Source organism: Streptomyces sp. PA03-6a (genome assembly GCF_033792765.1).
Lineage (GTDB): Bacteria > Actinomycetota > Actinomycetes > Streptomycetales > Streptomycetaceae > Actinacidiphila.
The window spans coordinates 1-18,909 of sequence record NZ_JARAVK010000008.1 but is presented as its reverse complement, the minus strand read 5'-3'; the positions used below and the strand labels follow the sequence as shown (position 1 = coordinate 18,909).

At 73.1% G+C, this 18,909-nt stretch carries 16 protein-coding genes; 8 read left to right on the top strand and 8 right to left on the bottom strand.

Annotated features, from left to right (window positions below; genetic code table 11):
- Positions 1–55: 55 nt before the first annotated feature.
- Both PV350_RS03515 and PV350_RS03510 read left to right on the top strand, forming a co-directional pair.
- Positions 56–1,555, top strand: coding sequence for a class I adenylate-forming enzyme family protein (locus PV350_RS03515; RefSeq protein ID WP_500332787.1), 1,500 nt, complete (start codon positions 56–58; stop codon positions 1,553–1,555).
- A 62-nt stretch (positions 1,556–1,617) separates the two neighbouring features.
- The gene (locus PV350_RS03510) at positions 1,618–2,721 is read left to right on the top strand and encodes a tetratricopeptide repeat protein (RefSeq protein ID WP_499512438.1); all 1,104 of its coding nucleotides are present in this window, start codon (positions 1,618–1,620) and stop codon (positions 2,719–2,721) included.
- 28 nt (positions 2,722–2,749) lie between these two features.
- Here the strand turns inward: PV350_RS03510 and PV350_RS03505 are convergent, their stop codons facing one another.
- The 3 genes from PV350_RS03505 to PV350_RS03495 form a co-directional block, all read right to left on the bottom strand.
- Entirely contained in the window at positions 2,750–4,222 is a 1,473-nt protein-coding gene (locus tag PV350_RS03505; protein WP_500332786.1) for a cellulose binding domain-containing protein, read from the bottom strand.
- Between the two features lie 94 nt (positions 4,223–4,316).
- Positions 4,317–5,690, bottom strand: coding sequence for a glycosyltransferase family 2 protein (locus PV350_RS03500; RefSeq protein ID WP_499512440.1), 1,374 nt, complete (start codon positions 5,688–5,690; stop codon positions 4,317–4,319).
- A gap of 239 nt (positions 5,691–5,929) precedes the next feature.
- Positions 5,930–6,307, bottom strand: coding sequence for an STAS domain-containing protein (locus tag PV350_RS03495; RefSeq protein WP_499512441.1), 378 nt, complete (start codon positions 6,305–6,307; stop codon positions 5,930–5,932).
- 219 nt (positions 6,308–6,526) lie between these two features.
- On the opposite strand from PV350_RS03495, the gene PV350_RS03490 reads away from it, so the two are divergent.
- Entirely contained in the window at positions 6,527–7,075 is a 549-nt protein-coding gene (locus PV350_RS03490) for a sigma-70 family RNA polymerase sigma factor (RefSeq protein ID WP_499512442.1), read from the top strand.
- On the top strand, positions 7,072–8,376 hold the full coding sequence (locus PV350_RS03485) for a maleylpyruvate isomerase N-terminal domain-containing protein (protein ID WP_500332785.1): 1,305 nt from the start codon (positions 7,072–7,074) through the stop codon (positions 8,374–8,376). Before PV350_RS03490 ends, PV350_RS03485 begins: the two co-directional genes overlap by 4 nt.
- Positions 8,377–8,423: 47 nt before the next feature.
- Here the strand turns inward: PV350_RS03485 and PV350_RS03480 are convergent, their stop codons facing one another.
- Genes PV350_RS03480 through PV350_RS03470 form a run of 3 tightly spaced genes read right to left on the bottom strand, consistent with a single transcriptional unit; the run spans position 8,424 to position 11,555 of the window.
- Positions 8,424–9,992 carry a transporter gene (locus tag PV350_RS03480; RefSeq protein ID WP_500332784.1) on the bottom strand — a complete coding sequence of 523 codons (1,569 nt, stop codon included), beginning with the start codon at positions 9,990–9,992 and terminating at the stop codon, positions 8,424–8,426.
- A complete protein-coding gene (locus PV350_RS03475; protein ID WP_499512445.1) occupies positions 9,989–10,858 on the bottom strand; it encodes an ABC transporter ATP-binding protein in 870 nt (289 codons plus the stop codon). The genes PV350_RS03480 and PV350_RS03475 overlap by 4 nt, the downstream gene beginning before the upstream one ends.
- 34 nt (positions 10,859–10,892) lie before the next feature.
- Positions 10,893–11,555 carry a bifunctional DNA primase/polymerase gene (locus PV350_RS03470; RefSeq protein WP_500332783.1) on the bottom strand — a complete coding sequence of 221 codons (663 nt, stop codon included), beginning with the start codon at positions 11,553–11,555 and terminating at the stop codon, positions 10,893–10,895.
- Positions 11,556–11,815: 260 nt separating this feature from the next.
- On the opposite strand from PV350_RS03470, the gene PV350_RS03465 reads away from it, so the two are divergent.
- Together PV350_RS03465 and PV350_RS03460 are read left to right on the top strand one after the other, a co-directional pair.
- Entirely contained in the window at positions 11,816–13,198 is a 1,383-nt protein-coding gene (locus tag PV350_RS03465; RefSeq protein WP_500332782.1) for an NsdA family TPR-like regulatory protein, read from the top strand.
- Positions 13,199–13,402: 204 nt separating this feature from the next.
- A complete protein-coding gene (locus PV350_RS03460) occupies positions 13,403–14,695 on the top strand; it encodes a hypothetical protein (RefSeq protein ID WP_500332781.1) in 1,293 nt (430 codons plus the stop codon).
- A 115-nt stretch (positions 14,696–14,810) separates the two neighbouring features.
- On the opposite strand, the gene PV350_RS03455 is transcribed toward PV350_RS03460, so the two are convergent.
- Positions 14,811–16,085, bottom strand: coding sequence for an ABC transporter substrate-binding protein (locus PV350_RS03455; RefSeq protein ID WP_500332779.1), 1,275 nt, complete (start codon positions 16,083–16,085; stop codon positions 14,811–14,813).
- A gap of 160 nt (positions 16,086–16,245) precedes the next feature.
- Between PV350_RS03455 and PV350_RS03450 the strand changes: the two genes are divergently transcribed.
- Together PV350_RS03450 and purU are read left to right on the top strand one after the other, a co-directional pair.
- Entirely contained in the window at positions 16,246–16,692 is a 447-nt protein-coding gene (locus PV350_RS03450) for an SCO4402 family protein (RefSeq protein ID WP_499516865.1), read from the top strand.
- A 108-nt stretch (positions 16,693–16,800) separates the two neighbouring features.
- The gene (gene purU / locus PV350_RS03445; protein ID WP_499512450.1) at positions 16,801–17,679 is read left to right on the top strand and encodes a formyltetrahydrofolate deformylase; all 879 of its coding nucleotides are present in this window, start codon (positions 16,801–16,803) and stop codon (positions 17,677–17,679) included.
- A 51-nt stretch (positions 17,680–17,730) separates the two neighbouring features.
- On the opposite strand, the gene PV350_RS03440 is transcribed toward purU, so the two are convergent.
- Complete coding sequence (locus PV350_RS03440) at positions 17,731–18,618, bottom strand: alpha/beta fold hydrolase (protein ID WP_500332778.1); 888 nt, start codon at positions 18,616–18,618, stop codon at positions 17,731–17,733.
- Positions 18,619–18,909 lie beyond the last annotated feature (291 nt).

Genomic DNA, 18,909 nt, shown 5'->3' with positions numbered 1-18,909 from the left:
GCTCCGGGCGACTGGATCTGACGTGACGTCAGATCACTGACCGGGAGGAGAAGAGATGCGAAGCCTGGGCGACTCGCCGACCCTCTGGGCGCTCATCGAAGGGCGGGCCGCCCTGACCCCCGACGCCCCGGCGCTGCTCGACACCGACGACCGCCGGCTGACCTTCGGGCAGCTGCGCGATCGCGCAGAACGGGTCGCCGCCGGGCTGCAGGCCCGCGGCATCCGGCCCGGCACCGCGGTGGCCTGGCAGCTGCCGACCCGGATCGAGACGGTGGTCCTGTCGGCGGCCCTCGCCCGGCTGGGCACCGTGCAGACCCCGGTCATGCCCTTCTACCGCGACCACGAGGTCGGCCACATCCTGCGCCAGACAGGCCCCGGCCTCTTCGCCGTCCCCGGCGTATGGCGCGGCTTCGACCACACCGCGATGGCGCGCCGCCTCGGCGCGCGCGACGTCCTGGAGGCCTACGACTCCCTGCCCGACGGCGACCCGGACTCCCTCCCCGCCCCGCCCTCCGACGGCACGCAGGTCCGCTGGATCTACTGGACCTCCGGCACCACCTCCGAGCCCAAGGGCGTGCTGCACACCGACCGCAGCCTCATCGCCGGCGGTTCCTGCCTCGCCCTCGCCCTGGAGCTCGGCCCGGACGACGTCGGCTCCGTCGCCTTCCCGTACGCGCACATCGGCGGCCCCGACTACCTGGTCATGCTGCTCCTGTGCGGCTTCCCGGCCCTGCTGCTGGAGCACTTCTCGCTCCCTGGGTCCCTGGAGGCCTACCGCAGGCACGAGGTCACCATGGCGGGCGGCAGCACCGCCTTCTACTCCCTCTTCCTCGCCGAGCAGCGCAAGCAGCCCGCGGGGAGCAGGATCATCCCCACCCTGCGCCTGCTGTCCGGTGGCGGCGCCCCCAAGCCGCCCGAGCTCTACCACGAGGTGGTCCGCGACCTCGGCTGCGCCCTCGCGCACGGTTACGGCATGACCGAGGCCCCCATGATCACCATGGGCTCGCCGCGCGACCCCGTCGACCGGCTCGCCACCACCGAGGGCCGCCCGCCCGCCTCCATGGAGATACGCATCGCCGACGACGGCGAGGTGCTGCTGCGCGGTGAGGCCGTGTGCCAGGGCTACACCGACCCGGAACTGACCAAACAGGCCTTCGACGCCGACGGCTTCCTGCGGACCGGGGACGTCGGCAGGCTCACCCCGGACGGCTACCTGGTCCTCACCGGGCGCCTCAAGGACATCATCATCCGTAAGGGTGAGAACGTCTCGGCCAAGGAGATCGAGGAACTCCTCTACGCCCACCCCGGCGTCGCCGACGCCGCCGTGATCGGCCTGCCCGACCCCCAGCGCGGGGAACGCGTCTGCGCCGTCGTCGAGCAGCCGCCGGACGCCGGACCGCTCACCCTCGCCGAGGTCACGGCCTTCCTCCGCGAGGCGGGCCTGGCCGTCCACAAACTGCCCGAACAGCTCGAGGTGGTGGAGGTGCTGCCCCGGAACGAGACCCTGCGCAAGGTCCTCAAGTACAAGCTCAGGGAGCGCTTTACGAAAGCGTGAGGCACGTCCGGCGCAAAGCCGCGTACCCTCCTCCGCAAGAGTTCCAAAGGGGAAGGTTCACGGTGGGCACACAGGACGGCCAGGACCGGGCGCGGGACGGCCTGGACGAAGGTCCCGGCACAGGTCCGGAAAGCGGCCCGCAGGACGGCCCGCAGGATCCCCTCGAACTGCTCAGGCTGGGAGACGCCGCCCTCGACGCGGGCGAACTCGCCGAGGCCCGGCTCCACTTCGAGACCGCCGAGCGGCTGCTCGACGCGGACCCCGCGGCCCCCGACGCCCGGCGCGCCGCGGCACTGCGCGGCCGGGCCGTGTCCCACTTGCTGGCGGGCGAGGTGCGGTACGCCTCCCACCTGCTGGAGGAGGGCATCACCCGGCTCGAACGGCAGACCGTGTCGGACGGCGCCCGGCCCGACCCCGACGCCCTGCTGATGCTGCACATCGCGGCCATCGGGCCGTACACCGACCTGGGCGCCTACGCCCGGGCCGCCCACGCCGCCGAGCAAGCGCTCAACCTCGCCCCCGGGGCGGGCGATCCGGCCCTGGTCGCCCAGATGCACCGCAGCATCGCCCGCACCCTGATCGTCGCGGGACGTACCGGCGAGGCCGAGGCCTCCCTGGCAAAGGCGCAGGAGCTGTTCCAGCGGCTGGAGCTGCACACGGACCTGGCCCACTGCCACTGGATGCGCGGCTACGTCCACTCCCAGGACGGCGACCTGGAGCAGGCCGAGCGCGAGCTGCGCACCGCCCGCGACATGCTGTCCGCCGGCCGGTCCGTGCTGTTCACGGTGCAGGTCGAGGTGGAGCTCGCCGACGTGCTCCGGCGGCGCGGGAAACCCGCCGAGGCCGAGGAGCTGCTGACCCGGCTGCTGGACGAGCTGGGCCCGTGGCGCGGCGCCGTCCACGCCGGCGGGGCGCACCGGCTGCTCGGGCTGCTGGCGGAGGAGCGCGGTGACCCGGAGGCCGCGGAGGAGCACTACGTGTCCGCCCTGGCGCTGCTGGAACGCGCGGGAGCCGCCGGAGACCTGGCGGACATCTGCCGGCTGCTGGGCGACCTGCTGCGCCGGTCCGGCCGGGTGGAGGCCGCGCTGGACGCCTACCGGACGGGCCTGGGCCACCGCGCGGCGATCGGCACCACCACGCTGGGCCCGGCTCCGGCCGACTCCTGACCCCGGCCGGCCTCGCCGCCGTACCGGCTCAGGGCTTGCGGACCGTGTTCACGTAGCCCGTGCCGCCCGCGGCGAGGCCGTCGACCGCTTTATCCACCTCCGCCAGGGACTGGGCCTTCCTGGCGTTGTGGTAGAACCAGTCGACCTTCATGTCCCAGGTGCGCTTGCCCGCGAACGGAAGGTCCACGAACCAGGCGTTGAAGTTCACGGACATGTTCTGGGTCGGGTAGTACTTGCCCCCGGTCCGGAACAGCTCGTGCCCGTCGAGGCTGTAGGTCACCACGCCGTGAGCTGCCGTGGTGACCAGCGTGTGCCACCCCTTGAGGCTGGACGTCGTGGCCCGGGTGACCCGGTCACCCTCCCTCGCGCTGCGCCAGGTCGTCGTGTCGAGCCTCGGGCCGGGGGCGCCCCAGCCCCCGTTCGGCTGGTACTCGTTGTCGAGCTCGCTGTACTCGGCGTGGTGGTGGGGCGAGATCATGTAGAAGGTCTCGTTGACGTGGTCGCCGTTGCGGCCGCTCGCCGGTTCGTCCGCGAAGTGGATCCGGGCGGCGAAGGTCCCGGTCAGGAATTCCGTGCCGGTGGTGTGCACCTCGGCCTGGGTGGTGCCGCGCTTCGTCCCGTCAGTGGCGGCGCGCAGCTGCAGGACCTGGCCGCCCAGCGCGTCCCCGTCCGCGGGGAAGCTGACGCCTCCCGCCGACCACGTGTCGTGGATGCCGGGACCGCCCCCGCTGGTGCGCACCAGCCAGCCGTGGGCGCGCAGCGCAGGGTCCCGGGGGCCGCTGTACCGGAAGTCGTCGAAGACGATCCCGGAGGGCGGCGCGGGCCGTGCCGCGGCTGCGGCCGGGCCCCGGGGGGACGTGGTGACGTCGCCGCCGGGCTCGTCGCCCCAGACGTGCCTGCCGTCCAGGTAGCCGGTCACCAGCTTCGACGCCTGGAAGGTGTCGTGGGCGGGGCTGAACGACCGGTCGTCGCGCTGGTCCACCTTCCCGCCGGGACGGTACAGCTGCACCCCGATGGCCCCGCTCTTCGCGCCCGGGGCCAGGGTGCCCGCGGCCTTCGTGAAGGTGAGCTCGAGGTAGTGGTCGGCGGCCGGGGCCGGACGGTCCATGGCGACGGTCCTCCCGTCGACGTTCGGGCAGCCCACCGAGGCCTGGACGCAGTTGAACGCGTACGGGGAGCCGCCGTCCTGCGTGTACCAGTACCGGACCGCCACGTCGGCCAGACGCACCCGGTGGTCCGAGGTGTTGACGACCTCCAGCCACGGCCGGGCCGTGGCGGCCGACGCCGGCGTGCCCGCCTTGTAGCGGACGGTGAGCTCCGGGGGCGGCCCATGTGCCTCACGCCACACGGGGTACAGCGCCGTGACGCCCGCGCCGACGGCGACCGAGAGCAGCAGGTACCCGACCACCCTCCACACGGGGTGGCGCCGCTTCCCGCGCCCCGAGGGTACGAGCCGGTCGGACCGGACGGAGGGGCGGACGGAGGGGCGGGCAGAACCCACGGGGAAGCTCCTAGCGCGGTGGAGGGGCGATGCCGAGGGCACGCCATGCGGTCTGCGGGATCCGGTCGGACCGGCGGCGGAACGCGGGCGCCGCCTACGAGGCGGCGTCGCGCACGGGCGCGACGGCGCCGACCGCCGGTGGGGCCGTCTCCCGGCGCTGGCGCGGGAGGTGGGGCTGCGGATGGGGCTGGAAGGCGATGTCGTCGTGGGCACCGCCGACCTCGATCCGGGTCCGGGTGCCCCAGTTGGTGCGCCGCAGCGTCGCCAGGGACCACAGTCGCAGCGGCAGCAGCAACCCGATGTTGAGCAGGGCGTACAGCGGGGCGGCGAGGAACGTCCCCACCCGGTCGACGATCCTCACCTGCGCGGCGCCGCGCAGGTAGTGGACGGACCGGACCCAGGCCATGACGCACATGTAGGCGAGGTAGCCGGCCAGCAGCGTCCAGCCCTGCGGGTGCATCAGGACCGCCACGAGCGCCGCGAGCAGCCCCGCGGTGAAGGCGACCCAGGTGACCAGCTCGACGAGGTTCAGCCACCAGTACATGCGGTGCAGCCGGAACTTGGCGAGGAGCAGGAAGCCCTCGCGGATGAACGACTTGCCCCAGCGGATCTGCTGGCGCACGTAGTGGCCGAGGCGCTCGGGGACGTCGGTGTAGCCGACGGCCGACGGCTGGATCAGGGAGAGCCCCTCGGTGAGGCAGTAGTACGTCAGGCGCCGGTCGTCCCCGAAGGTCGCCGGGCGGCCGAGGAACCGCTGGTCGAGGAAGTCGTCGAGGTGCTTGCGGACGACCCACCCGCGGTACATGGCCAGCGACCCGCAGGCGCAGAGCACCGAGCCGAGGCGGGAGTAGGCGACCCGCTCGCCGAGGAAGGCGTTGACGTAGCGCATGTCGATGAGGCGGGTCAGCAGGTTGGTGCCGCGGTTGTGGGCGAGCACCAGCCCGGTGACGCACTGGACCCGGCGCTTGGCGAAGGGCCGGGCGAGCTCCGCGACGGCGTGCCGGTCGAGCAGCGTGTCGGAGTCGATGCACAGGTACACGTCCGCGAGCGGCTCCTGCCGGAAGCCCGCGGCGAGGCCGTGGCGCTTGCCGCGGTTGCCGGGGAAGCGGACGAAGTCGAGGCGGACCCCCGCGCGCTGGAACTGCGGGCGCATCTCCTCGACCAGGGCACGCGCCGAGTGGTCCTTGGAGCAGTCGTCGACCAGGGTGAGGGAGTGCGGCAGCAGGGTCTGCGCGAGGACCGACTCCAGGCAGCCGCGCAGCATCGCCGGGGCCTCGTTGTAGACCGTGATCACGCCGTGGATGCGCAGCCGGGTCACCGGCTTGTCGAACGCGAGCTCAGGACGGCGGCGCCGGCGGATGGAGAGCAGCAGCTTGACGGCGAGGAGGGACCCGACGGCCACTCCGTACCAGTGCACATGACGCAAGGACCACGAGAGGTGGTCCCAGGCACCCGCGAGATCGAGCATGGGCAGTGGAGACCTCCGTACGAACGCCCCCACCCGCCGGACAGAACCTTGAACACGTTTTCTGCGCACGAAGGTAACCCGGGCGGAGGTCCGGCGAAAGGTGCATCCTCCGCAGATTTCGCCCGGCAGCTCACAATCGGGCGCCCACAGGCCCTTCATGGACGAAGCGGACGTGGGATGTGAGAGTGCTCACACGGCACTTGACGGGCCCGCGCCCCTGGGTGGCACGGAAGGACGGTCTAGGCCGACAGCGGCCGGGCCGTGTCGTCGGTGGCGGCCTCGAGATCGGGGAAGACCTCGAAGAGCCGGCGCACGCCGAGCGCGGCCAGCACCCGGTTGACGTGCGCGACACCGTCGGAGGGGCTGTTCCGCGGGAGGATCAGGCGCAGTTGCCCGGCACAGGACCGCATCAGCCGCCGGGCGGCGATCAGCACACCCACACCGCTGGAGTCGCAGAAGTGGACCCCGGCCAGGTCCAGCACCACACTGTGGCGCCCGTCGGCCACCGCGTCGTGCACGTGCTGGCGCACCACCGGCGCGGTCACGAGATCCATTTCCCCCGAAACGGTCAGGACCACCCAACCGTCCCGTTCGTCCTGCACCACCTGCAATGCCACTGTCTGGCCCTTCTCCCGGCAGCGGTCGTACAGACCCTATGCCCCGCCTGAGCCGCTTCCCCGCAATCTTCCGGTCACACCCGGATAACGCATTACCAGAATCGATCAGTTATGGCAGAAGCTTGCCTCAAGGCGTCGTACGTGGCAGCAATCGGCGGATACATTCGATCCGAGGCAGTGCGACCGTAGTAGGACGACGGTGACAAAGGGGGAGACGCGATGGCGGCATCCGCACCACCCCGCTGGGACCGCAAGATGCAACAGCGGCTCGCGCGCGGCGAGGAGGCCGCGCTCGGCGAGCTGTACGACCGCTACGCCTCCCTCGTGCACAGCCTCGCCCACCGCGTCATGGACGACGAGGAGGCCGCCGCCCAGATCACCCGTGAGGTCTTCGGCTACATCTGGGAGAACCCGGACGCCTACGACCCCAAGCAGGGTTCGCTGCGCTCCTGGGTCGCCGGCCTCACCCAGCGCCAGGCCGTCCACCGGCTGCGCCAGTCGGAGACCCGCGGCGCCGGCACCCCGGAGCAGGTCGAGGCCAGGGTCCGCGAGGCCTCGACGGCCGCCCGCGCCGACTACATCGTGACCTCCATGCCCGAACCCCTGCGCCTGGCCCTCGACCTCGCCTACCGCCGCCGCATGGACTACCGCGAGGCCGCCGCCGACCTCGGGGTCACCGAGGACGAGGCGCGCCGCCGCCTCCGGCTCGGGCTGCAGCTGCTGTCCACCGCCGCGCAGGACTCCTCGCCCCAGGGAAGGTCCCTGTGAACGGACCGGCCGAGAACGGCGAGACTCCCCCGCCCGGGACCAACCTGCCCCGTGTGCCGATGCCCCGCGGCGCCGCCGAGGACGGCCCGCTGCCCGAGGCCGTGCCCGCCGCGCCCCCGCCCTCGCCGGACGTGCCCGCGCACGAGGCGGCGAAGACGGCGCGCGAGCCGGAGCGAGAAGCGGCGAAGGCGCCCGTGCGGTCCGGACCCCCGGAGTACGACCACCGCGTGCTGCGCTCCCTGCTCGGCGCGTGGGCACTGTCGGCCTGCTCCCGTGACGAGGCCGGCGCCGTCGAGGTCCACCTCACCGACTGCGCGCCCTGCGCCGAGGAGGCGGTGCGGCTGCGCCGCGCGGTGGGCCTGCTGCACCAGGAGGAGTCCCTCGACCTCGACCCGCTGCTGCGCGCCCGCGTCCTGGAGGGCTGCCTGGGCCGCCGCCCGGCCCGTATCCCCGTCCCCGGATGGGCCGCGCCGTACGACGCCGAGACCGCGCGCCTCGACGCGCTCCTCGCCGACCTCGGCGAACCCGAGTGGGACATGCCCGTCAAGCTGGTCTGGGCGGGCGGGTCGCGCGAGCTGACGCTCTGCGGCGTCCTCGCCCATCTCGGCTCGGTGGACGGGGTCGTGGCCACCGCGCTCGGCCTCGACGACCCGCTCGGCCCCGGTGCGCCCCGCACACGACTGGAGCGCACCGAACTCGCCGGGGAGCGCTGCCGCCGCCACACGCACGCCTTCGTCCGCAACAAGTGGCGCACCCAGACCCGGGACATCGTGCGGACGCTGTCCTTCGCCGGCTCCGCGACCGGCGGGCTGCCCGTGGACTTCACCGACGCCGTCGTGCCGATGCGGGACGCCCTGATCGACCGCGCCTTCGAGTGCTGGATCCACGCCGAGGACATCGCGCAGGCCCTGGACTACCCCGAGTACGGACCGCCCGCGGCGCCGCACCTCAACCGCATGATCGACCTCGCGGCCCGGATGCTGCCCACCGCCCTGGCCGCGCTCCGCCAGGCGGGGCGGGCCGAGTCCACCGCCCGTCTCGTACGGGCCGGTGCGCCCGGCCGTACCCTCGACCTCCACGTCGAGGGCTCCGGCGGCGGCCACTGGTACATCTCGCTGGACTCGCCCGGCGCGATCGGCACCCCGGAGACGGTGGTCGCCGAGATCGCCGTCGACCAGCTCGACTTCTGCCAGCTGGCCGCGGGCCACATCGCGCCCGGCCGCGTCGCCGCCGGGCGCGACGGGGACCACGCCGCGATCCGGGACGTCCTGCACGCCACGGCATCGTTGTCACGCCTCTAGGCCGTGTCTCCTGGGCCCCGGGCCGCACGGAACCTGCCGGGCGGCGGCTACCCCTTGCTCACCGCCGTCAGCACCTCCGGCAGGCGGCCCAGCAGGCGGGGCGCCGCCGTGCGGACCCCCAGCAACGCGAACGCGGCCCCGTAGAGGCAGCCCAGCGGCAGGACGAGCCACAGCGCGCCGTGCCGCCCCGAGACGTGGAGCCAGATCAGTACGCCGAGCACGGGAAGCGTGATCACCGCGCCCGTCGCTGCGCCCCCGGCGAGGCTGAGCCAGGCCAGGCTCCCCTGGCCCGGCGCGGCGGCGCTGCCGAAGCGGTTCTCCTGCGGCATGGAGTACGGGAAGCGCACGCTCGCCCAGGCGCCGGTGGCGATCAGCGCCCCCAGCAGCGCGAAGGAGAGCCCGAGCGTCTCGGCCGCCGCGTCGGCCCGCCCCAGCAGGAAGGCCGCGCCGATGGTCACGACGGCCACGTACGGGACGCCCACCACCGCGATCGCCAGGGCCCGCCCGCGCAGTTCCGCGTACGCGTCCGTGCGGGAGGAGACGGTCGCCGCGACCGTCCAGAAGGCGGAGCCGTCCATGCCGAACTGGTTGTACATCTGCAGCCCGAGCAGTGCGGCCGCCCAGCAGGCGGTGTAGACGCTGCCTTGCTGGACCGCCGAGACGAGCGGCAGCAGCAGCCCCAGGGCCAGGGCGGTGGCCCAGGCGGCCTTGGTCCGCGGATCACGCCAGGCGTAGCGGAACTGGCGCTCCATGACGGTGCCGGTGCGCCCCTCGGGGAGCAGCCGGAACCGGGTCTCCCGGACCCTCGACGGGCCCGCCTGCACGGTGGAGGCGTCCGGGCGGGTCATGAGCCGGTCCAGACTGCGGTGCCACCACACGAGCACCAGCCCCAGCACGGCCCCGGTCCAGGCGAGTTCGGCGACCGCCAGCCCGTACGCGCCCTCCCCCGCCGACCGCACCGCGTCCAGCGCCGACGCCGGCGGCAGCCACCGCAGCACCGAGGTGAGGGCGTCGATCCGCTCCAGGCCGTGCCCGGAGGTGAGCGCGTTGGCGCCCAGGCTGACCAACTGGGCGCCCACCGCGACCAGCAGGCCGCTGAGCACCGCCAGGTCGCGTCCCTTGCGGCTGGTCAGCAACCGGGTGTTGGCCGCGGCGACGGCCCGCGACAGGGCCACGCACAGCAGCACGGTGAGCGGCACCGCGATCACCGCCGCCACCGCCGAGGCGGCCCCCGCCACGACGGACACCGCCGCGCCGACCACCACCAGGAACGTGAGCAGCGGCCCGACGCCGACCAGCGAGGACACCAGGAGCGCCCGGATCAGCGGCCGCGGCCGCAACGGCAGCATCGCCAGCCGGGTCGGGTCGAGGGTGTCGTCGCCGCCGAAGACGAACAACGGCATGGCGGCCCAGCCGACCCCGAGCACGACCGCCACGCCGATGGCCGCCGAGGGCGCGTAGTCGTTCCCGCGCAGGGCGACCAGCCCCACGCCCAGGCCCAGCGCGTAGAGCAGCGACACCAGGCTGCCGATGATCCAGCCGACCCGGCGGCCCGTCGACTGCCGCAACCCGTTGCGGAGGACCGACAGCTTGAGCCGTACGAAGGTGCCCGTCACGACCGGCTCGCCCCGGCCGGCCCGTCCCCGCCGTCCGCGCCGCCTCCGCCGTGCCCGCCCTGCCCGGCGCCCCGCGCCGCCGGAGCGTTCGCCCCGCCGAGCCAGTCCAGGTCCTGCCCCGGGCCGCGGTCCCGGGCGCCCACCAGGGTCAGGAAGGCGTCCTGCAGCGTCGGCGCCTGCCCGCGGACCTCGGCGAGCGGGCCCTGGGCCACGATCCGGCCGGCGGCCATCACCGCCACCCAGTCGCACAGGCTCTCCACCAGCTCCATGACGTGCGAGGAGAAGACGACGGTCGCCCCGGAGCCGGTGTAGCGCTCCAGCACCCCGCGGATGACCTGGGCGGAGACGGGGTCGACCCCCTCGAAGGGCTCGTCCAGGAAGAGCACTTCGGGATTGTGCAGCAGCGCCGCGGCCAGGCCGATCTTCTTGCGCATGCCCGTCGAGTAGTCCACGACGAGCTTGTTGGCGGCGCCGGCCAGATCGAGGACGTCGAGCAGCTGGGCGGCCCGGCGGTCGGTCTCCGCGCCCGGGATGCCGCGCAGCCGGCCCGTGTACGCCAGCAGTTCGCGGCCGGTGAGCCGCTCGAAGAGCCGCAGCCCCTCGGGCAGGACGCCGATGCGGGACTTGACGGCGACCGGGTCGCGCCAGACGTCGGCACCGCCGACCTCGATGAGGCCGTCGTCGGGCCGCAGCAGGCCCGTCACCATCGACAGGGTCGTGGTCTTGCCCGCGCCGTTGGGTCCGACGATCCCCACGAAGTGCCCCGCGGGCAGGGTCAGATCGATCCCGGCGACGGCGATCTGCTGCCCGAAGCGTTTCCACAGTCCATGGACGCGTACGGCGGGCGCGACGGATGCATTCGGCATCCGCCCAGCCTATGCCGACGGGGGTGGGGCCCGGCTAGCGTCCGCAGGCGTAGGCGAGGGGGGAGATCAGTTCCTCGGTGTCCGGCAGCCACCGGTTGAGGGCCGTGGGCCGGCGCACCCACTGGACGACCCCGCCCGTGCCGAGCCGCGTGGGCGGGGCAGGGACCCAGTGACCGTCGCCGCGCACCACCAGGTCGAGCGAGGAGGGCGCCCAGCCGAGCCGGCGCAGCAGATCCGGCGCCTTCGCGCCGGCTCCGGGCAGTACGAAGAAGATCATCCGGCGGGACGGGGTCCCGAGCACCGGGCCGAGCGGCAGTTCCATGCGCTCCATGCGGGCCAGCGCGAGGCAACCGGCGTCCTCCGGGACCTCGATGGCGTCGAAGGTGCGTCCGGTGGGGAGCAGGACCGACGAATGGGGCTGGCGCAGCCACATCCTGCGTACCGTGGCTCCGCTCCCGCTCGCCTCACCGACCCAGCCGGGCCCGGTCGGGTGCGCCCCGGGCGCCGGGCAGGCGGTGTCGCCGCAGGAACAGCGCGGGGTGCGCGGGCCGCCGCGGCCCGCGGCGTCGTCCTCGACGAGCCAGGCACCGGGCAGCACGTCCCAGTGCCGCTCCTCCGCGTACCCGACGGCGGCTTCGAGGAGTTGGCCGGCGATCCGCGGCGGGGCAGCGATGGTGTGTTCCACGGTGTCTTCCACGACCTTCACAACTGCGCTGCCCAGCGCGGGTTACGGGCAGTGACGTCCCGGCCTCGCGGCTCATGCCGGGCGCACGGGAGCACTGGTGGGGGCGCGCGGTAGGGGGAGGTCCGGCATCCGGGTAGTCACCCTTGGGTGTGTAGGCATGCATCCCACCGCAAATTATGTCCTTTGCGGCGAATTTGAGTGGCGCGTACCGGGAAGGGATCTTCGGGAAGGGATCTTGAGGTCCCGAAAGCGGCAGCTGTGAGGGGGAGCCCATGGCCGCACGACCGCTCGTCGCACGCCAGCCGAACGAACGGCTGCAGGCACTGATCCAGGAGGCAGGCTGCTCCAACGCCGGATTGGCCCGCCGGGTCAACATGTGCGGCGCGGAGCACGGCCTCGACCTGCGTTACGACAAGACCTCCGTGGCCCGCTGGCTACGCGGCCAGCAACCGCGGGGCAGGGCACCGGCGATCATCGCCGAGGCCATCGGCCGGAAGCTGGGCCGCACCGTCACCATCGACGAGATCGGCATGGCCAACGGCAAGAACCTGGCCACCGGTGTCGGCCTGCACTTCTCGCCCACCGTGCTCGGCGCGATCGAGCAGGTCTGCGAGCTGTGGCGGAGCGACGTCGGCCGCCGGGACTTCCTCACCGGCTCCACCGTGGCGGCCTCGGCCCTGGTCGAGCCCAGCCGGGACTGGCTGATCACCCGGGCCGACGCCCAGGTCGCCCGCGCCGGCGGGCAGCGTGTCGGCATGTCCGACGTCGAGGCGGTACGGGCGACCACCCGGGCGCTGAACGAACTCGACCACCGCTTCGGCAGCGGTCATGTGCGCCCCGTGGTGGTGCACTACCTCAACAGCGTGGTCTCCGGGCTCCTCGCCGGCTCCTACCGGGAGGCGACGGGCCGTCAGCTCTTCTCCGCCGTCGCCCGGCTGACCGAACTCGCCGGCTACATGGCCGTCGACACCGGCCAACCCGGCCTGGCGCAGCGCTACTACATCCAGGCGCTGCGGCTGGCCCAGGCGGCGGGGGACCGCGCGTACGGGGGCTACGTCCTCGCCGCGGGGATGAGCCACCTCGCCGCGCAGCTCGGCACCCCGCGCGAGATCGCCCAACTCGCCCGCGCCGCCCAGGAGGGCGCCCGCGGTCAGGTCACCGCCACCGCACAGGCCATGTTCTACGCCGCGGAGGCGCGCGGCCACGCGCTGATGGGTGATGCACGGGCCTGCGGCGCCGTCGCGGGGCAGGCCGTGGAGGCGCTGGAGCGCTCCGAACCGGGCGACGACCCCGACTGGATCCGGCACTTCGGACCGGCCTACCTCGCCGACGAGCTCGCCCACTGCCACCGCGACCTCAACCAGGCGCCGCAGGCGGTCCGCCGCGCCGAGGAGGCGCTGGCCGGACACGCCCCGGACAAGGCCCGCCGCCGCGCGATCGGCCTGCTCCTGCTCGCCCAGGCCCAGGTCCAGCAGCGGGAGGTCGAGCAGGCCTGCCACACCGGCGCCCAGGCCGTCGAACTGCTGGCCACGCTGCGCACCACCCGCGGCGCGGAGTACCTCGACGACCTCCGCCTGCGCCTGCAGCCGTACGCGGCGGAGAGCGCCGTCCGGGAGTTCGACGCCCGCCTGGAGGAGGAGGAACTGGCGGCGTGACGACACGGGGGCGGGGGCGTCGCACGCCCCCGTCCCGCGAATCGTTACAGGAACGACATCAATCCACCGGTAGGGGCACCCTGTTCTGCGACGGGGCGGCCCCCCGGATCCCGCCGGACCCACCGCGGCATGGTGACGTCCGAAGCAGACCCGGTAGCGTGAGCCGACGATTCCGTAGCGACGGAGAAGGCAGAGGTACCGGTGATGCACGGCGGACGCGGTGACGAGGCGTATCCGGAGGTGCACGAGGGCGTGGTGCTGCCCGCGGACGGGGGCATACCCGGCCCGGGAGCGACCGCGGCCTGGGGTTCCGGCCCCGCGGCCGGGCAGCCGTGGGGCGAGCAGCCCCAGGCGTACGGCCCCCCGCATCAGTCCCTCCCGGACACCGACGCGACGCAGCTCTTCCCGCCGTACCCGCAGGCCCGGCCGCCCATGCCGGCCCACGAGCCGCAGCAGCCCCCGGCGCCCCAGTTCCAGCCCGGCCCCGTGGCGGACGCCACACAGGTCCTGCCGCCCTACCCGATGCCCGGTGCCGCCCCGTACGGCGTACGCCCGGGCACCCCGGCCGACGCGGACGCGACCCAGCACCTGCCGCGCTTCGAGGACGCGCCGGCCCCGCAGCAGGCCCCCGGCTACGGCTATCCGCACGACCCCCAGGGTCACCAGGGTCACCAGGGTCACGACGCGATGCTCCCGGCACAGCAGCCCCACGACGACTTCGGGCACCTGTACCGCCAGGACAACCCGCCCCCGCAGCAGCCCGGCTACGCGGCGTCCCCGGACTACGCACAGCCCGCCTACGGTCAGCAGCCCGCCTACGTGCCGCAGCCGTCCTACGACTACGACCAGCCCGCCCCGGCCCGTCGCAAGCTCACCCCGGCGGCGCTGATCGGCATCGTCGTCGGCGGCTGCGCCGTCGCCGGTCTCCTCGCGGGCGCCCTGATGAGCGGCGGGGACGACGACCCCGCCGCGGCCCAGTCCCCGTCGGCCTCGTCGAGCGCCTCGTCCCCGGCCTCCTCCGGGGGAGGCGACGAGGGCGCGGCGGAGGAGCAGGCCAAGGGGCTTGAGGCGCTGCTCAAGACGAGCGGCAGCAACCGGACCTCCGTGATCAACGCGGTCGCCGGCATCAAGGGCTGCCGGAACCTGGACGGGGCGGCCGCCGACCTGCGGGCCGCCGCGCAGCAGCGCAACGACCTGATGACGCAACTGAAGTCGCTGCCGGTGGACCAGCTCCCCGACCACCAGGACCTCACCGACGCCCTCAACAAGGCGTGGACGGCCTCCGCGGCCGCCGACAACCACTACGCGGCCTGGGCCGACCAGCTCAAGGCCGGCAAGAAGCTCTGCCGTCACGGCCAGGCGCGCCACACCGACCAGTACGCGGCGGGCAACACCCAGAGCGGCACCGCAACGCAGGCGAAATCGCGCGCGGCGGCGCTGTGGAACCCCATCGCGAAGAAGTACGGGCTGACGCAGCACCAGGGCGGTCAGCTCTGAGACGAAGGGCCCCCGGGAACGGATCCCGGCCCCGGGGGACATGAAGCGCCGACGGCCGTGGCCGTCGGCGCTTCCGCTCCCGCTCCCACTCGCGCCATGGAACCCCTGGCGCCCGTCAGCCCGGGGCGTTCTCCAGCGTCTTCGTCACGTCCACGAAGCCCTTGCGCGCGGCGACCAGTCGGCCCTTCTCGACCTTCTGGAAGGTGATCCGGCCGTTGACCAGGCGCGGCTGGTCGATGATGGAGGCCGTGTCCTGCTCGCGCCAGCCGAGCGGGGGCGTGAGGCCGTCGGTGGAGACGTCGTGCGCCTCGTCCAGCGCCTGCTTCAGCGACGGGGCCGTGACCGCCTGGTCCTTGCCCATCTTCTCGACGACCTCGGCGAGGGCCGTGTAGGCGATCCACGTGGTCTGCACGCCCGGGTCGTTCGGGTCGATGCTGTTGTCGCCGAAGGCGTACCTCTTGATCGTGTTCCGCATCAGCGCCCAGCGCGAGTCGGACGCCGGCGGGTACCAGCCGGTGACGAACGCACCCTCCAGCGGGCTGTTGCTGCCGCCGGTGCTGTCCAGGGTGGACTGCTGGACGCTGCCGAGGACGGAGGCGATCTGGGCCTTGGGGCCGTCGTCCAGGCCGGTGGCCGGGTCGGTGGTGGTCGTCCGGCGGAAGGCGTCGAAGAAGGTGGCGGTCTTGTCGCCGAGCGCGGCGCTCACGCAGTCGCCGGGGTTGTTGCTGCCGATCGCCCGCCGGGAGATCCCGTTGTAGTCGGTGGCGTCCTCGGGGGCACGCAGGTCGGTGGCGCTGGTGCGGCCCTCGTCGCGCAGGCCGGCGTCGAGGAAGCGTGCGAAGAGGTCGCCCGCGGCGGTGTCGGGGCGTATGAGGCTCACCCTGTCGCACTTGCCCGCCAGTTGACGGCCGGCCCCGGCCATCAGCGCGGGCAGGCCGCCGTTGACGGGGTAGGAGAGCGGGCTCTCGAACTCGTCCTGGGTGATGCCGTAGCCGCCGAGGTACGGGATGCCCTCGGCCTCCAGCGTGGAGGTGAAGGCGGCGCCGAACTGGCTGTAGGAGCCGACGACGGCGACCGCGCCCTCGTCGGCGGCGCGCTGGGCACAGTCCCCGACGCCGAGGGCGCTGTTGTGGTCGTTGCAGGTGATGACCTTCAGCTCCCGGCCGGCGATGCCGCCGCGGGCGTTGACGTACTTGGCGAAGGCCTTGGCCATGCCGGGCATGCCGGGCATGTTGGTCGCGCCGGTGTTCTCCGGAGCCCATGTCATGACGACGACCGGGCCCGTGGTGCCACCCGTCCCCCCTGGGAGCGTGCCGCATCCTGCCAGCAGGGCGACGCCGGCCATCGCGGACGCGAACGGAGCGGCTCTGCGCGTACGCCAATCACTCATGGAATGGGAAGATTCCGCGTTTGTCGCAACACCAGGGTGAACGCAAGGGAACGGAGGGTCACCATCGGGTGAACAGAGTGTGTGGACCCTGGAGCACGTACGATCGTGCACTGTGCAGAGTACGGAGAAGTCTTCCCGCCGTGGCACCCGCTCCTCCACGATGGGGGGCATGCCGCTCAACGACATGCCCTGGTGGCGCTGGCGCACGAACGTGCGCTCCGCGCTGCACATGATCAGCGACCCGGTGTTCCAGCGCGAGGTCTGGCTCACCGGGCAACCGGGTTACGGCGACGTGACCGACGCCGTCTACCGCCTGGTCGAGGACACCTGGCTCGACAACTGGTCCGCGGAGAAGTACGTGGGCACCGTCTTCCGGGACTCCCAGGAGGCGGCCCTGGTTGACGTGGCCGTGCTGCGGGTGCTGAAGATACTCCACCAGGTGGGCGCGGACGCTCCCGTCTCCGCGTACCTGGAGCACCATGCGTGGCCCGAGGCCGTGCGGGCCGCCCGCGAGGCGCACGTACGGATGGCCACCGGGGACGGTGAGGACCCGGACACGCCGCCGCGGTCACTGGACATCCTCAAGATCTACACACGCACGGCCTGAGCCGTCCGCGCGCGGCACGCGAGCGGGGTGCCACCTGCGACGACACCAGGGTCGCCCGGCTGGCGGACGCCTTGGAACGGCGGGGCGACTTTGTGCGACCCTAGCCCCGTGAACGCCGTCGACGATTCGCCGCCGCAGTCCCAGCAGTACATCCTCACCCTGTCGTGCCCCGACAAGGCGGGGATCGTGCACGCCGTGTCGAGCTACCTCTTCATGACCGGGTGCAACATCGAGGACAGCCAGCAGTTCGGCGACCACGACACGGGGCTGTTCTTCATGCGGGTGCACTTCTCCGCGGGCCACCCGGTCACCGCCGACAAGCTGCGGGCCAGCTTCGCGGCCGTCGCCGACGCCTACGCCATGGACTGGCAGATCACGCCCTCCGCCGAGCGGATGCGCATCATCCTCATGGTCAGCAAGTTCGGGCACTGCCTGAACGACCTGCTCTTCCGCACCAGCATCGGAGCGCTGCCGGTGGAGATCGCGGCCGTGGTCTCCAACCACACCGACTTCGCGGAGCTGGCGGGCTCCTACGACGTCCCCTTCCACCACATCCCGGTGACGAAGGAGAACAAAGCCGAGGCCGAGGCGGAGCTGCTCTCCCTGGTGGAGAAGGAGAACGTTCAACTCGTCGTCCTCGCCCGCTACATGCAGGTCCTGTCCGACCACCTCTGCAAGGAGCTGGCCGGCCGCATCATCAACATCCACCACTCCTTCCTGCCCAGCTTCAAGGGCGCCCGGCCCTACCACCAGGCCCACGCCCGCGGGGTGAAGCTCATCGGCGCGACGGCGCACTACGTCACCGCCGACCTCGACGAGGGCCCGATCATCGAGCAGGAGGTCGAGCGGGTGGGCCACGGGGTCAACCCGGAGCAGCTGGTCGCCATCGGCCGCGACGTGGAGTGCCAGGCCCTGGCACGCGCCGTGAAGTGGCACAGCGAGCACCGCGTCCTGCTCAACGGCCGCCGCACGGTCGTCTTCGCCTGACACCAGGCCGACGGCCCCCGGAGCAGGCCGGGGCGCCGGCCCGGACGGGCCTCAGGCCTGGCAGACCGGCACGCCGGCGACGTCCGCCAGGAAGGTCTCGACCGCCGCGTACCAGGCTTCGGGCTGGTCCCAGGGGACGAGGTGCCCGGCGTCGGGGATCTCCGCGTACGAGCCCCGGGGCAGCACGCGCACCATCTCCTGGGCCTCGGCGCGGCCCAGCTCGCCGTCCCAGCCGCGCACGACGAGGGCGGGGCAGGACACCTGGGCCAGCTCGTCCCAGTGGGCGTCGTGGATCCAGGACTCCCGGGAGCGCAGCATGTGGCGCCGTTCGAACACCGGGCGCCAGCCGTCGGCGTGCTCCTCCATCACCTCGGCGAAGAACTCCCCGCGGGCCGGGCGGGAGCCCTCCAGCCAGGGATCCTCCTCGCCGAACCACCGGCGCACCGCGTCGGGACCGGCGAAGGGCAGCGGCCAGGCCCTGAACCAGTCCTCCCAGCAGCGCTGGCTCGCCTCCCCGAGGGCCACCGCGCGCATGTCGCACAGCACCACGGCCCGCACCAGCGACGGGCGGCGCACGGCGAGCTGCCAGGCGGTGAGGGCGCCCATCGAGTGCCCCACGACGGTGACCGGGGCGAGCCCCAGCTGCTCGACGACGGCGGCGGCGTCGGCCACGTAGGCGTCACGGGTGTAGGGCCCCTCGGGCTTGGCGCTGCGTCCGTGGCCGCGCTGGTCCAAGGCCACCACTCGGTGGCGGGCGGCGAGCCGTCGGGCGGTACCGGCCCACTGGGAGGCCCGTCCCATCAGGCCGTGCAGCAGCAGGACGGCGGGCCGCGGCGCCTCCTCGGGCTCGGAGGCGGGCCCGGGAGCGGACCCGTCGGCGTACTCCCACGTCGTGAGCGGGAGGCCGCCCGCTCCGGTGACTTCGACGCGCCTGGCCATGTGCCGCACCCCCTGGTACGTGACGTTCAGACCCCCACGCTATCGAAATCCTGTTCGATATGCGTCTTCACACGCGCAACACCGCTCTTTCGAGTGACAACGCTCAAGGATTGCCGGCGCGCGCCGAGGGGAGGACTTCAGCGGGACGCGGCCCGGCGGGGAAGACGGGCAGCGTCCCGCTGAAGTCCTCTCCGCGGCGCGCGCCGGCAACTTGCGCTTATACACATTTCCGACACCACCAACTCTCTCTACATCCCAGATGACTGCTTTTGCTCTGAAAAAAAAAACAAC

What these genes read in the sequence shown, in the direction of transcription:
- PV350_RS03515 (WP_500332787.1), top strand. Translation starts at nt 56, where the DNA reads ATGCGAAGCCTGGGCGACTCGCCGACCCTCTGGGCGCTCATCGAAGGG.
- PV350_RS03500 (WP_499512440.1), bottom strand. Translation starts at nt 5,690, where the DNA reads ATGCTCGATCTCGCGGGTGCCTGGGACCACCTCTCGTGGTCCTTGCGT.
- PV350_RS03490 (WP_499512442.1), top strand. Translation starts at nt 6,527, where the DNA reads ATGGCGGCATCCGCACCACCCCGCTGGGACCGCAAGATGCAACAGCGG.
- PV350_RS03475 (WP_499512445.1), bottom strand. Translation starts at nt 10,858, where the DNA reads ATGCCGAATGCATCCGTCGCGCCCGCCGTACGCGTCCATGGACTGTGG.
- PV350_RS03465 (WP_500332782.1), top strand. Translation starts at nt 11,816, where the DNA reads ATGGCCGCACGACCGCTCGTCGCACGCCAGCCGAACGAACGGCTGCAG.
- PV350_RS03460 (WP_500332781.1), top strand. Translation starts at nt 13,403, where the DNA reads ATGCACGGCGGACGCGGTGACGAGGCGTATCCGGAGGTGCACGAGGGC.
- PV350_RS03455 (WP_500332779.1), bottom strand. Translation starts at nt 16,085, where the DNA reads ATGAGTGATTGGCGTACGCGCAGAGCCGCTCCGTTCGCGTCCGCGATG.
- PV350_RS03450 (WP_499516865.1), top strand. Translation starts at nt 16,246, where the DNA reads ATGGGGGGCATGCCGCTCAACGACATGCCCTGGTGGCGCTGGCGCACG.
- PV350_RS03440 (WP_500332778.1), bottom strand. Translation starts at nt 18,618, where the DNA reads ATGGCCAGGCGCGTCGAAGTCACCGGAGCGGGCGGCCTCCCGCTCACG.